This window comes from Flavobacterium fryxellicola (genome assembly GCF_900143245.1).
Classification (GTDB): domain Bacteria; phylum Bacteroidota; class Bacteroidia; order Flavobacteriales; family Flavobacteriaceae; genus Flavobacterium; species Flavobacterium fryxellicola.
Window position 1 is genome coordinate 695,333 of record NZ_FRDK01000001.1, and the last position, 14,060, is coordinate 709,392.

The following is a 14,060-nucleotide window of genomic DNA, read 5'->3' on the forward strand; positions in this document are numbered from 1 at the left end:
GTGCCCCAAGTAGTTTCTAACTTTTTGGGGCATTTTCATTCTGTAAAGGGTTTTCCTTTTTTAAATTTTTGCATGAGTGTTAATTTCTGCTATTCATTTTAGAAAGCAGCCTTAAAAATTCAATGTACAGCCAAACTAACGTTATCATCAATCCCATGGCGCTGTACCATTCCATGTATTTTGGCATTTTTTGCTCAGCTCCTTTTTCAATTCGGTCAAAATCTAAGAATAAGTTTAAAGCGGCTATGACGATTACAAAAATACTGATTCCAATACTCATCAGTGAGTTCCCATAATGCACGGGTGTAAAACTGCTAAACATCGAAAAAACCCACGAAATAAGGTAGTATGTTGCAATTGCAAGTGTTGCAGCCACAACGACTGATTTGAATTGTTCTGTTACTTTTACAATTTTGTATTTATACAATATTAGGCAAACCATAAAAGTTACAAATGTTGCACCAACGGCTTGAATTACGATTCCGGGATACTTTGCTTCAAATAAAGCTGAAATTCCACCAATAAATAAACCTTCAAACAAAGCATAACCAGGAGCAAGGTAAGGGGAATAGTGTGGTTTGAAAGCAGCAATGAGAACTAAAACTAATCCCATGACGGCACCTCCAATCGCTGGAGCCATTGGGTTCATACCATTAAATGTCATCCACCAAATTACGGTTGCGGAAGCTGTGAGAAGTAAGAATAAAATCAAACTTCTATTAATAGTTCCTGATAATGTCATCTCGTCATTATAATCGATAATAGTGGCTGGATGTACTTGGTCTTTTTTTGAAACTGCAGTCGAAAAAGTTTTATTATTTAAAAATGGATTTTTAGAACTAAAATTCATAATTATAGTGATTTTTTGTTAGTCAAATATAAATTTTATTTTGCACAAGAGTGTTTAATTGTTCTTAATTTTTTTTGCAAAAGAGCGGTCTTTCATGAAAATAAAAAACCGTCTTGCAACATTAGCAAGACGGTTTTATAATGGTCTCCATAAACGGATAACCTATTCTATTTCTGAAACTCTTAAGGTGTTAACCATTCCTTTATCCTTAATTGGCATTGCTGCTAAATTAATAAGAAAATCTCCTTTTTTGACAAATCCTTTTTCTTTTACAATTTCGTTAACGTCAGTAACAGTATCATCCGTACTTTCGTCTTTATTGTAAATAAAAGATTTCACTCCCCATAGTAGATTAAGTTGGGTAAGGATTCTTTTGTTTGAGGTAAATACTAAAATATGTGCATTTGGTCTCCAAGCTGAAATTTGAAAAGCAGTATACCCACTGTTTGTCAATGTACAAATGGCTTTTGCTTTGATTACATTTGCCATAGTGGCCGCATGATGACAAATCGTTTTAGTTATAAACCGCTTTGTTTTTATTTGTGGGGTGTTTTGTGGCACTTGAATAAGTGGAGAATCTTCAACTGCTTCTATGATTTGTGTCATTTTTTGGATTACTTGAACGGGATAATTACCAGTCGCGGTTTCTCCAGAAAGCATGACAGCATCAGCACCATCCATAACAGAGTTCGCCACGTCATTTACTTCGGCACGTGTCGGTGTCAAGCTAGTGATCATTGTTTCCATCATTTGTGTGGCAACAATTACAGGAATACGAGCAGTTTTGGCTCTGCGAATCAATTCTTTTTGTACTAAAGGTACTTCATGAGCAGGAAGTTCCACACCTAAATCACCACGTGCTACCATCAAACCATCGCAGTAGGCAACGATTTTGTCGATATTCTCTAGTGCTTCAGGCATTTCGATTTTGGCAATTATTGGAATTTTATAGTCCGAATGTTTAGCAATTAATTCCTGCAAGTCTTGCAGGTCTTCTGGTGTTTTTACAAATGATAATGCAATCCAGTCGACATGTTGTTCTATAGCAAATATCGCATCTGCAATATCTTTCTCCGTCATTGCAGGGAGAGATATTTTAGTGTTTGGTAAATTAACTCCTTTTTTAGATTTCAATTCACCACCTTGAATTACTCGTGCAATAACTTCTGATTTTTTATCAGTTTCCACAATTTCAAAGATAAGTTTACCGTCATCAAGTAAAATTCTTTCGCCAGGATTTACATCATTTGGAAAGTTTTTATATTTCATGAAAACTTTTTTGGCAGTACCAAGGAGGTCTTCGGCGGTAGTAAAAGTAATTAAATCGCCATCTTGCACTACAACTCCTTCTTCCATTACTCCAACTCGAAGTTTAGGGCCTTGTAAATCGCCAAGGATAGCAGTGGTATAACCAAACTCTTCATTTAAACCTCTTATAAGGTTTATCTTTTCTTTTACATCTTCGTAGTCAGCATGTGAAAAATTTACTCGGAACACATTTACACCTGCGTCAATCATGTCTTTTATGATTTCTCTTGTACTACATGCGGGCCCAAGTGTGGCTACAATTTTAGTTTTTTTGTTTGTAAGCATTTGTATTAAAAAATTAAATTGTTTTTAGATTTTATTTTATTTGTTTCTACTATGTAAACTGCGGATATGCTGTCTATGGTATTTAATAGTAGTTGTATTTTGGATATGTCCATAGCATCGTTGTTCTTTTCAATTTTCAAAAAATAATCTACTTTTTTAAATTCAGGAAGTAAAAAAACTTTTGTTGCTACTTCTACAGTCACATTTGAAAATAGATTGTGAGTGATTCCTTTATTAAATTGGAGCACCTCATTTTTATTCTGAATTAAATTCCAGGAAATGCTACTTTCTTGAACATTATAATAAAATCTGGAAAAATTTGTTTGTCCTTCTTTTATAGTGATCTGAATTTCATTTTCACTTTTACTAAGATTCACTGGTAATTTTTGATTAATAAAAAAGGCCAATCGATAGTCCTCTAATGAAGTATGAATTGCAAAAAGATAGTAATCTATTTCGTCAAATTCGCCAAGATCCAGTTTATGAATAGCCATTTTATGAAAAAATAAGATGTAAATATAGTATTTCTAGCGAAGTATTGGTCTCTTGAGAGAGGATGTTTTTGTTAATTTATGAACGATAACGTTATAGTTTTAAGAATAGTGAAGTTATTTTCTGTCCATTTTTTCTTGAAATGCAAAATAAGCACGCTGTGATGCTTTTTCTTCTGCTTTCTTTTTTGAAGTGGCTCTGGCTTTCGCAATTACTTTATCATCGATACTAAGCTTAACACCAAAAAGGCGTTGTCCATCGATGGCATTGTCTTCGAAAATATCAAAATGAAATATTTTTTTTTCTTTTTGGCACCATTCGATGACTAAGCTTTTATAGCTGATTACTTTGCCTTCCAATCTGACAATGTCCACGTACGGAATTATAACTCTCTTTTGAATGAATTTTTCGCAATATACATAACCACGGTCTAAGTATATGGCTCCCACTAGTGATTCGAAAATATTGCCATGAATGTTTTCGCCAAAATGCTGAAGAGGCACTTTACTTTCGATATATTGGATTAAATTTAGATCTTTTCCCAATTCGTTTAAGTGTTCTCTGCTTACAATTTTAGAGCGCATTTTGGTAAGATAACCTTCATCACCGGCTGGGGCTTTGTTAAATAAATGAGCAGCAATGACAGAACTTAGCATGGCATCTCCTAGGAATTCTAAACGTTCATAATTAATAGGATTTCCTAGTATATCCAAACGATTCGAAGAGCGATGGGTAAACGCTTTTTTATAACAATCAAGATTTACTGGAGCAAATCCTAAAATTTTTTGAATAGAATCAAAAAAAATCCCGTCTTCTAGAGAACGGGATTTTGAAAATATTTTTCTGATTATACGCATCTATAATTAGATTTCTAATTTTTTTACTAATACACAAGCATTGTGACCTCCAAAACCAAAAGTATTACTCATAACAACGTTCATGTCTCTTTTCTGAGCTTTGTTAAAGGTAAAGTTTAGTTTAGAATCAATGTTTTCATCATCTGTAAAATGATTGATGGTAGGAGGTACTATTCCATGTTTTAACGAAAGAATAGAAGAAATGGTCTCTACTGCTCCCGCTGCGCCAAGTAAATGACCCGTCATGGATTTAGTAGAATTCAGGTTCATCGTGTATGCATGTTCACCAAAAACATGCAATATTGCTTTGGATTCTGCCATATCACCAAGGGGAGTAGAAGTTCCGTGCATATTTACACCATCTACATCAGTTGCTTGAAGACCAGCATCTCTCAAACAATTTAGCATTACGTTTTTAGCGCCTAATCCATCAGGATGTGGAGCCGTAATGTGATAAGCATCAGCAGACATACCGCCACCGCCTATTTCACAATAAATTTTAGCGCCACGTGCTACAGCGTGCTCGTACTCTTCAAGTATTAACGCGCCAGCACCTTCGCCTAAAATAAAACCATCTCGGTCTTTATCCATAGGACGAGAAGCTGTTTTAGGATCGTCATTTCTGGTTGATAAGGCATGCATGGCATTAAAACCGCCCATTCCTGCAATGGTTACTGCAGCTTCTGAGCCCCCAGTTACCATAGCATCTGCATGACCTAATCTGATGTAATTAAAAGCATCTATAATTGCATTGGTGGAAGAGGCACAAGCAGAAACCGTTGTGAAGTTTGGGCCTCTAAAGCCGTATTTTATAGAAATGTGTCCACCGGCAATGTCAGAAATCATTTTAGGTATAAAAAAGGGATTGAATTTTGGTGTGCCATCTCCCGCTGCAAAGTTCAACATTTCGATTTGAAAGGTTTCCAAGCCTCCAATTCCGGAACCCCAAATAACACCTACTCTATCTTTGTCTAATTTTTCGAAATTAAAACCAGCATCAATCACCGCTTCATCCGATGAAACCATTGCGTATTGTGCATAGCGGTCCATTTTTCTGGCTTCTTTTCTGTCTAAAAAATCTTCAGCATTAAAGTTTTTTAATTCACAAGCAAACTGAGTTTTAAACTTTGAAGCATCAAAATAAGTTATTGGTGCGGCTCCACTAACGCCGTTAATAAGTCCGTTCCAATATTCTTCAATGTTATTTCCAATAGGTGTAAGAGCGCCTAAACCTGTTACTACAACTCGTCTTAATACCATAAAATCTTTATTTTTGTTATCTTTAAACAAATAAAACCCACGCTTTCTTTACTGTATTATGTTACAAAAGAGCCATGGGTGTTACAATAAATATAGTTTTGATTGAATTTCAATCTCGAATTTAATTTTAAAAAAATAATAACACCCGTTTACAGGATTGCAAACGGGTGTGTACTTTATTACTTTTTAGCTTCCTCGATGTAAGAGATTGCTTGACCTACAGTAGCGATGTTTTCTGCTTGATCGTCTGGAATTTGAATGTCAAATTCTTTTTCGAATTCCATAATAAGCTCAACAGTGTCTAATGAGTCAGCTCCTAAATCATTAGTGAAGCTTGCTTCTGTTACAACTTCGTTTTCGTCAACACCTAATTTGTCTACGATAATCGCTTTTACTCTTGATGCAATGTCTGACATAATCTTTAATTTTAGAATTTAATTTGTTGGCAAAAATAAAAAACTTTATTTTAAAACAACTATTTAGTTAATAAATGTGACATCTAATTTATGAAATTTATTTTAACAAAGCAGACGCAATGTTATTTATTTTCATTTATTATGCTTTTTTTTGTGCAATTAAAAGAGACTAGGTTATGAAAAGAATTGTTGTTTTTGCTTCTGGATCGGGTACTAACGCTGAAAACATCATGCATTTTTTCGAAAAAACCGAAAATAGAAGTGTCGTGGCTGTTTTTACAAACAACCCAAATGCTGGTGTAATTGATAAAGCAAAAAAGTATAGCGTACCATTAGAAATTTTCTCAAAAGAAGACTTAAATGAAGGCGAAGTATTACAAAAATTAAATAATTTCAAAGCGGATTGGATTGTTTTGGCGGGGTTTTTATTGAAATTTCCCCAAAACATCATAAACGCTTATCCCAATAAGATCATAAACATTCATCCCGCCTTGTTGCCTAAGTATGGCGGAAAGGGAATGTTTGGCATGCATATTCACAGATCAGTTGTAGAGAATAAGGAAAAGGAAACGGGAATTACCATTCATTTTGTAAATGAAAATTATGATGAAGGGAATATCATTTTTCAGCAAAAAGTGGTTTTGACGGCTGTTGAAACTCCAGAAGATGTAGCAGCAAAAATCCATAAATTGGAGCAAGAGTTTTTCCCCAAGGTGATTTCGAGGTTAATAAACGGAGACTGTTTTCAATGAGAGTTTGCCGCAATTTTGACTAAACAATAATAAGCTAAAGACTTTATGGTCTAAAAATTAAAAATGGAACACGACGTACATATTTATACAGATGGTGCCGCCAAAGGAAATCCGGGAAATGGTGGCTACGGAGTTGTCATGGAATGGGTTGGAAAACCGTATAAAAAAGAATTCTACGAAGGCTTTCGGCGAACCACTAATAACAGAATGGAGCTGCTAGGCGTTATCGTTGGGCTAGAAAAACTAAAAAATCCAAATACTAGCGTTTTAATAGTCTCGGATTCTAAGTATGTTGTAGATTCAGTGGTCAAAAAATGGGTTATGGGCTGGGAGAAAAAAGGATTTGTAGATCGGAAAAATTCTGACTTATGGAAACGTTTTTTGGTGGTTTACCGCAAACATAAAGTTGATTTTAAATGGATTAAAGGACATAATAATCATGTTCAAAACGAAAGATGTGATGAATTAGCCGTGATGGCTTCGATGCAAAAACAACTTTCTGTAGATTATTTTTATGAAAAAGAAGAGGCAAAGCTATTGTAATTGAGGGTTGTAAATTGGCAAAATTTTACAGTTTAAACCCTTTGCAACTTTACTAGTTATAAACTATCTTTGCGCCTTAATTCGAAACGTATATAATGAATAAATTATTGATTGTTGGAACAGTAGCTTTCGACGCAATTGAGACTCCATTTGGAAAAACTGATAAAATTTTAGGTGGTGCAGGAACTTACATTGGTTTATCTGCTTCTTTTTTTAACTTGCAATCTGCTATTGTTTCCGTAGTTGGCGATGATTTTCCACAAGAATATTTAGATTTATTGACGGCAAGAAATATTGATATTACTGGTCTTGAAGTTGTAAAGGGCGGAAAAACTTTCTTTTGGAGTGGACGTTATCATAACGATTTAAATTCCAGAGATACATTAGACACTCAATTAAATGTTTTGGCGGATTTCCAACCGAAAGTCCCACAAGACTATAAAAATTCAGATATAGTGATGTTAGGGAATTTGCACCCGCTAGTGCAAAGTAGTGTTTTAGATCAGATGGACACCCAGCCAAAACTAATAGTATTAGATACGATGAATTTTTGGATGGATTGCGCTTTGCCTGAGTTGTTAGCAGTAATCAAACGTGTTGATGTAATCACTATCAATGATGAAGAAGCAAGACAGCTTTCTGGAGAATACTCTCTAGTAAAAGCGGCTGCAAAAATTCACACCATGGGACCTAAATATGTAGTGATTAAAAAAGGAGAACACGGAGCGCTTATCTTTCATAATAAAGAAGTTTTCTTCGCGCCAGCTTTACCACTTGAAGAAGTTTTTGATCCAACTGGGGCAGGCGATACTTTTGCAGGAGGATTTGCGGGCTATTTAACTCAGAGTGAAAATATTTCATTCGAAAACATGAAAAATGCAATAATTCAAGGATCGAATTTGGCCTCCTTTTGTGTAGAGAAATTTGGAACCGAGAGAATGGTTGATTTAGATAAAGAGGAAGTAGTATCCAGACTACAACAATTCAAATCACTGACACAATTTGACATAGAATTATAATATATTGAAACCTCGGAAACGGGGTTTTTTTTGTTTAAAAAAAAGCAAGTAATTGCATCTGGTTTGATTATTGTTATCAATAAGAATCAGTTAAATTCATTTTTTAGAATAACACAACAACACAAACAACTTTACAATGAGCGATGCTTTAAAACACGAGTGTGGTATAGCCTTAATTAGACTACTTAAACCGCTTGAATTTTACAAAGAAAAATACGGAACCGCTTTTTATGGAATCCAGAAAATGTATCTTTTGATGGAAAAACAGCACAATCGCGGACAAGATGGTGCTGGTTTTGCAAGCATAAAATTAGACGTGGAACCAGGGGAACGATATATCAGTCGCGTAAGATCTAATCACGCCCAACCTATTCAAGATGTTTTCGCTCAAATTAACGACAGAATAAATGAGGAAATGGCGGCTCATCCCGAGTACGCAGATGATGTAGCACTTCAAAAACATAAGATACCGTATTTAGGCGAATTGTTTTTAGGACATGTGCGGTATGGTACTTTTGGAAAAAACAGTATAGAAAGTGTGCATCCTTTTTTACGTCAAAATAATTGGATGCATCGAAACCTGATTTTAGCTGGAAATTTCAACATGACCAATGTGAAAGAGCTTTTTCAAAGCTTGGTTGAACTCGGCCAGCATCCAAAAGAAATGGCAGATACCGTTACTGTGATGGAAAAAATCGGGCACTTTTTAGATGATGAAGTAACCGATTTGTACCAAGAATGTAAAAATGAAGGTCTCACCAAAAGAGAAGCTTCACCAGTAATTGCAGAGCGATTAGATGTAGCAAAAATCTTGACCCGAGCTTCAAAAAACTTAGATGGTGGTTACGCAATGGCAGGCCTTTTAGGTCACGGAGACTCGTTCGTTTTTAGAGATCCAGCCGGAATACGTCCCGCCTATTTTTATCAAGATGATGAGATTGTGGTAGTAGCTTCTGAAAGACCCGTTATTCAAACTGTTTTTAATGTGCCTTTTGACAAAGTACAAGAAATTGAACCAGGAAATGCCTTAATAATTAAGAAGAACGGAACCATTTCTATGAAGGAAATTCTTCCACCAACGGTTAAAAAAGCCTGTTCTTTCGAACGTATTTATTTCTCCAGAGGAAGTGATGCTGAAATTTATCAAGAAAGGAAAACATTGGGAAGGCTTATTCTTCCTGCGGTTTTAAAATCAATAGATCAAGATACGGACAATACGGTTTTCTCTTATATTCCAAATACGGCTGAGACTTCTTTCTACGGATTGGTAGAAGCGGCACAAGATTTTTTGAATCAAAGAAAGAACAATTACATTCTGCAAAACAGAAATACCTTAACAAAGGAATCGCTACAAGAATTACTGTCCGTAAAAATACGTACCGAAAAAGTAGCGATTAAAGACGCAAAACTCAGAACCTTTATTACGGAGGATAGCAGTCGGGATGACTTAGTTGCCCATGTTTATGATGTTACGTACGGCGTAATAAAACCAACAGATAATCTGGTTATTATTGACGATAGTATCGTTCGAGGAACTACCTTGAAAATGAGTATCATCAAAATGATGGATCGTTTAAATCCTAAGCGAATTGTTGTCGTATCATCGGCGCCGCAAATACGATATCCGGATTGTTATGGAATTGACATGGCTAAACTAGAAGGTTTAGTGGCGTTCAAAGCAGCATTAGAATTGTTGAAGGAAAGAAACTTGTATTATATTGTTGATGAGGTGTATGCGAAATGTAAAGCACAGGAAAATTTCAAGGATAGTGAGGTTGTAAATTACGTGACGGCGATATATGCTCCTTTTGAAGCGCAAGAGGTTTCGGATAAGATTGCTGAAATGTTGAGTTCACCAGAAATCAAAGCCGAAGTAAAAATTATTTTCCAAACGGTAGAAGATCTGCATATTGCTTGTCCAAAAAATTTAGGTGATTGGTATTTTACAGGAGACTATCCTACTCCAGGAGGGAATCGAGTAGTAAACCGTGCCTTCATGAACTTTTATGAAGGAAAAGACGCAAGAGCGTACTGATAATCGAGGGCTGTAAGTTTTTAATCGGTTTTCTAAGTTGTTCATCTAATTTATTTGGTGGCAACCAAGAACTAGTATAAATTTGTCTCACCATAAAATTAGTAGGTTAAGTTTATGGTAGATTTGGGGCAAAAAAGGTGGAAGAAATTCCACCTTTTTTATTGGAATAAAGTGAGGTAAATGAGGTTAAGGCTTAAATATAAAAAAAGTCGAATGAACTAGTTAGCTCATCCGACTTTTTTATTTTTAAAGGAAAAGGAAAGCAATTTACAAATCAAAAGCGACCTTCTAACCCTTTGTTTATTTCTCTGAAGCGAATCTTCTCGCTACTTCCGTCCAGTTAATTACATTGAAAAAAGCTTCGATATAATCTGGTCTCCTATTTTGATAATGCAAATAGTAGGCATGTTCCCAAACGTCCATTCCTAAAATTGGAGTTCCACCGCAACCTACACCTGGCATTAATGGATTGTCTTGGTTTGGAGTGCCACAAACATCTACTTTTCCGCCTTTATGAACGCACAACCAAGCCCATCCAGAACCAAATTGAGTCGCTCCAGCTTTACTGAAACTTGCTTTAAATTCTTCAAAAGTTCCAAAAGCAGCTTCAATTGCAGCCAACAAATCTCCTGTTGGAAGTCCGCCACCGTCTGGTGTCATTACAGTCCAAAATAAGCTGTGATTGTAAAAACCACCACCGTTGTTGCGAACAGGCATGTTGTTCATATCAAGGTTAATCAAGATATTTTCAATCGTCTTACCTTCCATATCCGTCCCTGCAATAGCAGCATTTACGTTGGTAATGTAAGCGTTATGATGTTTTGAATGATGGATTTCCATCGTACGTGCATCAATATAAGGTTCTAATGCGTCATACGCATAAGGTAATTGTGGTAATTCAAAAGCCATAATATGATTGTTTAAATTAATTTATGTTATTATTTTATCCAAATTTAAACATTAAACTTTGGAAACGGAAATTCTATTTCGTTATAATTTCATTAAATTAACTGATAGTGCGTTTTATTTAATTTGCAGTTCGTTGCTAGTCAGGAGCTAATTGCTGCTTTCCAATGCAGTCTTTTTGTTTTTTAAAGAAAAAAATAAAAAGGATTTCCATTTTAAACAAAGTTAACGGAACTCCTCTGAGAATAAAAGGTAGGTGAAGAAATCAGATTTGAAATCGAATTGTATTTTATACCAATATTTAATTTCCGAAATAAAGTAGCATCGAAAATTACTTTTTGCCACCTTAAAAGTGTCTTTCAAGATTGTGCCATTGCCATACAAACAACGCTGATTTTTGCCCCCGGAATTTTAAGTATAGCTCGGGAACATGCTTCAAGTGTGGCTCCAGTGGTGATAACATCATCAATCAATAAGAAATGTTTGTTGTGATCTTTCTCCGTATACGAAACATCAAAAACCGTAGCGATGCCTTCCGTTCTGCCTAAAAGATTTTTCTTGGATTGCGTTTTTGAATACACATTGCGAAGCAAGAGCGAATCGTTATAGGTTAAATTTAGAGTTAAAGATAGTGCTCTCCCAAAAGCAGTTACTTGATTGTACCCTCTTTCTTTTAATTTTCGGCGATGCAAGGGAACGGGAATGATTTCATCTACTGAGTGTAATAATTCGATGCTTTTTAAATCTTCGGCATACCATTCGCCTAGAATTGTTCCTATTTCCTCGTGTCCTTTGTATTTTAAATTGTGGATAAGTTCCTGGACAATTCCCTTTTTATGAAAGTAAAACAATGCCGAAGTGTGAATGACAGGAATTCTTCCATAGAATTTTTTGAAAGCATCATTATCTGGATTAAGGTGATGATTTGTTAACGGAATATCATGTCTGCAAACGGTACAAATCACATTTTCATTGGTCAATAAAAAAGAGCTGCAACCGGAACAGACTTTTGGAAAAAATAGATTAATAAGGCTTTCGAACATGTAATCAGAGATTTATTTATAAAAATAGACAAATCAATGCTTCAATCTTTAACAATTTTCTTTTTTTTAAGTTCGCTTTTTATATTTTTGCAGTACTATGGCAAAACAAGAAGATTTATTTAAGAATGTAGTTTCGCACGCAAAGGAATACGGATTTATTTTTCCGTCAAGCGAAATATACGATGGTTTAAGTGCAGTCTATGATTATGCACAAAACGGAGTGGAATTAAAAAAGAACATACGCGAATACTGGTGGAAAGCAATGGTTCAAATGAACGACAATATTGTAGGTCTTGATGCATCCATTTTAATGCATCCTACGACTTGGAAAGCATCAGGCCACGTAGATGCCTTTAATGATCCATTGATAGACAATAAAGATTCGAAAAGAAGATATAGAGCCGATGTTTTGATTGAAGATTACGCTGAAAAGCTAAATCAAAAAGCAATTAAAGAAATCGAAAAAGCCCGTGCTCGTTTTGGTGAGGCATTCAACGAACAGGAATTTGTAACCACAAATGCCCGTGTGATGGAGTACAAAGCCAAAGAACGAGAAATTCTAGAAAGAATGGCGCGTTCTTTAGGGAATGAAGACCTCGAAGACGTAAAAGCATTAATTGAAGAATTAGAAATTGCTTGTCCAGAATCAGGTTCTAGAAATTGGACCGAAGTGCGGCAGTTCAACTTGATGTTTGGTACTAAACTAGGGGCTTCAGCGGATTCAGCAATGGATTTGTATTTGCGTCCAGAAACGGCTCAAGGTATTTTTGTAAATTTCCTGAATGTGCAAAAATCAGGACGAATGAAAGTTCCTTTTGGAATTGCACAAACGGGAAAAGCGTTTCGAAATGAAATTGTAGCTAGACAATTTATTTTTAGAATGCGCGAGTTTGAACAAATGGAAATGCAATTTTTTGTTCGTCCAGGCGAGGAAATGAAGCATTACGAATTTTGGAAAGACGCTCGTTTAAAGTGGCATTTGTCTCTTGGTTTAGGAAGAGAGAACTACCGTTTTCACGACCATGAAAAACTAGCGCATTATGCCAATGCAGCTGCTGATATTGAGTTTAATTTTCCTTTTGGATTCAAAGAATTAGAAGGAATTCATTCCAGAACTGATTTTGACTTGAAAGCGCATGAACAGTTTTCTGGTAGAAAATTACAGTATTTTGATGCGGAATTGAATCAGAACTACGTTCCGTATGTAGTAGAAACTTCGGTAGGATTAGATAGAATGTTTTTGGCAGTTTTTGCTACTTCATTAAAGGAAGAGACCTTGGAAGATGGTTCGACACGAACAGTATTGAAATTACCATCCGTTTTAGCGCCAACTAAAGCGGCCATTTTACCATTGGTTAAAAAAGATGGTTTGCCTGAAATTGCACATAAAATAATCGATGATTTACGATGGGATTTTAATGTAGCTTATGATGAGAAAGATGCTGTAGGTAGGCGTTATAGAAGACAAGATGCTTTAGGAACTCCGTTTTGTATTACGGTGGATCATCAAACAATCGAGGATCAAACCGTAACGATTCGTCATAGAGATACCATGAAACAAGATCGTGTTGCCATTGCAGATTTGAAAACCATTATAGACAATGAAGTTTCAATGAAAAACTGGTTGATGAAAATGTAAAAAAATAAAATCCCAAATTCCAATAGGTAGGAATTTGGGATTTTTATATTTTTAGAATCTATAACCAACTGTAATTCCACCTCTGCCGATTAATTCAAAATCTCTGTCGTATTTATTGTTGAATAAATTTCGGCCAACTCCTGCATTAACTTCTAATAATAATCCTTTATTAGTAATCCATTTTCCACCGAGTCCAATTCCTAAAGCAAAATCAGTTAGCTTTTCGGGCGTCCAGGAGTAGTTGTTAGGTGTTTCTGAGTAGACATAATCGTCCACATTATTTAACATTCCAAAGGCTTCACCAAAAAATCCAGCAGCAGGTTTTTTTCCAAAATAATAACGATAATAGGCGGTTGCAGCAAAATTAATATCCCAGTTGTATTTATCAACAGGTACACTGACCGTAATACCAACACCTGATTCTTCGTTTAAAAGACGTTCGTAAGTAGCCTCTAAGCTTCCTAGAACTAATAACAATGCATTTCCTTTCAGCTCGTTTCTCTTAAAATCAATTGTTTCTTTTTCTTGGCTAAAACCAGATAAAAAAGAAGCCAAGCACAATACAATAAATAGTTTTTTCATAGAATTAGTTTTTTTGCATAAAAGTAAGATAAATTTGTAAAAAAAGTGTTTTTTGTGAAATTTTTTTACATGT

At 35.3% G+C, this 14,060-nt stretch carries 14 protein-coding genes; 5 read left to right on the forward strand and 9 right to left on the reverse strand.

Annotated features, from left to right (window positions below; translation table 11 throughout):
- Positions 1–79: 79 nt before the first annotated feature.
- From BUA03_RS03100 to BUA03_RS03125, 6 genes are all read right to left on the reverse strand, one after another.
- Positions 80–850, reverse strand: coding sequence for a Bax inhibitor-1/YccA family protein (locus BUA03_RS03100; protein ID WP_066075455.1), 771 nt, complete (start codon positions 848–850; stop codon positions 80–82).
- Positions 851–1,012: 162 nt separating this feature from the next.
- Positions 1,013–2,443, reverse strand: a complete 1,431-nt coding sequence (pyk, locus tag BUA03_RS03105) for a pyruvate kinase (RefSeq protein WP_066075453.1) — start codon at positions 2,441–2,443, stop codon at positions 1,013–1,015.
- A gap of 5 nt (positions 2,444–2,448) precedes the next feature.
- Positions 2,449–2,937: an IPExxxVDY family protein gene (locus BUA03_RS03110; RefSeq protein WP_066075451.1), complete on the reverse strand. Its 489-nt coding sequence runs from the start codon at positions 2,935–2,937 to the stop codon at positions 2,449–2,451.
- A 114-nt stretch (positions 2,938–3,051) separates the two neighbouring features.
- Positions 3,052–3,792 (reverse strand): ribonuclease III family protein, encoded by a 741-nt coding sequence (locus tag BUA03_RS03115; RefSeq protein WP_066075450.1) that lies wholly within the window; start codon positions 3,790–3,792, stop codon positions 3,052–3,054.
- Between the two features lie 6 nt (positions 3,793–3,798).
- A complete protein-coding gene (gene fabF, locus BUA03_RS03120) occupies positions 3,799–5,052 on the reverse strand; it encodes a beta-ketoacyl-ACP synthase II (protein WP_066076014.1) in 1,254 nt (417 codons plus the stop codon).
- Positions 5,053–5,231: 179 nt separating this feature from the next.
- Positions 5,232–5,468 carry an acyl carrier protein gene (locus BUA03_RS03125; RefSeq protein WP_007137004.1) on the reverse strand — a complete coding sequence of 79 codons (237 nt, stop codon included), beginning with the start codon at positions 5,466–5,468 and terminating at the stop codon, positions 5,232–5,234.
- 176 nt (positions 5,469–5,644) lie between these two features.
- Here BUA03_RS03125 and purN point away from each other — a divergent pair, with 176 nt between their 5' ends.
- The 4 genes from purN to BUA03_RS03145 all read left to right on the forward strand — a co-directional run bounded on the left by purN (position 5,645) and on the right by BUA03_RS03145 (position 9,817).
- Positions 5,645–6,220: a phosphoribosylglycinamide formyltransferase gene (purN, locus tag BUA03_RS03130; RefSeq protein WP_066075448.1), complete on the forward strand. Its 576-nt coding sequence runs from the start codon at positions 5,645–5,647 to the stop codon at positions 6,218–6,220.
- Between the two features lie 63 nt (positions 6,221–6,283).
- The gene (rnhA, locus tag BUA03_RS03135; RefSeq protein ID WP_066075446.1) at positions 6,284–6,763 is read left to right on the forward strand and encodes a ribonuclease HI; all 480 of its coding nucleotides are present in this window, start codon (positions 6,284–6,286) and stop codon (positions 6,761–6,763) included.
- A gap of 95 nt (positions 6,764–6,858) precedes the next feature.
- Positions 6,859–7,782, forward strand: a complete 924-nt coding sequence (locus BUA03_RS03140) for a PfkB family carbohydrate kinase (RefSeq protein WP_066075443.1) — start codon at positions 6,859–6,861, stop codon at positions 7,780–7,782.
- A 136-nt stretch (positions 7,783–7,918) separates the two neighbouring features.
- Positions 7,919–9,817 carry an amidophosphoribosyltransferase gene (locus BUA03_RS03145; RefSeq protein WP_066075442.1) on the forward strand — a complete coding sequence of 633 codons (1,899 nt, stop codon included), beginning with the start codon at positions 7,919–7,921 and terminating at the stop codon, positions 9,815–9,817.
- Positions 9,818–10,117: 300 nt separating this feature from the next.
- On the opposite strand, the gene BUA03_RS03150 is transcribed toward BUA03_RS03145, so the two are convergent.
- A complete protein-coding gene (locus tag BUA03_RS03150) occupies positions 10,118–10,726 on the reverse strand; it encodes a superoxide dismutase (RefSeq protein ID WP_066075440.1) in 609 nt (202 codons plus the stop codon).
- Between the two features lie 356 nt (positions 10,727–11,082).
- Positions 11,083–11,766, reverse strand: a complete 684-nt coding sequence (locus BUA03_RS03155) for a ComF family protein (RefSeq protein WP_066075437.1) — start codon at positions 11,764–11,766, stop codon at positions 11,083–11,085.
- A 97-nt stretch (positions 11,767–11,863) separates the two neighbouring features.
- Between BUA03_RS03155 and BUA03_RS03160 the strand changes: the two genes are divergently transcribed.
- Positions 11,864–13,405, forward strand: coding sequence for a glycine--tRNA ligase (locus tag BUA03_RS03160; RefSeq protein ID WP_066075435.1), 1,542 nt, complete (start codon positions 11,864–11,866; stop codon positions 13,403–13,405).
- A gap of 51 nt (positions 13,406–13,456) precedes the next feature.
- On the opposite strand, the gene BUA03_RS03165 is transcribed toward BUA03_RS03160, so the two are convergent.
- Positions 13,457–13,987, reverse strand: coding sequence for a DUF3575 domain-containing protein (locus BUA03_RS03165; protein ID WP_066075433.1), 531 nt, complete (start codon positions 13,985–13,987; stop codon positions 13,457–13,459).
- Positions 13,988–14,060: the final 73 nt, after the last annotated feature.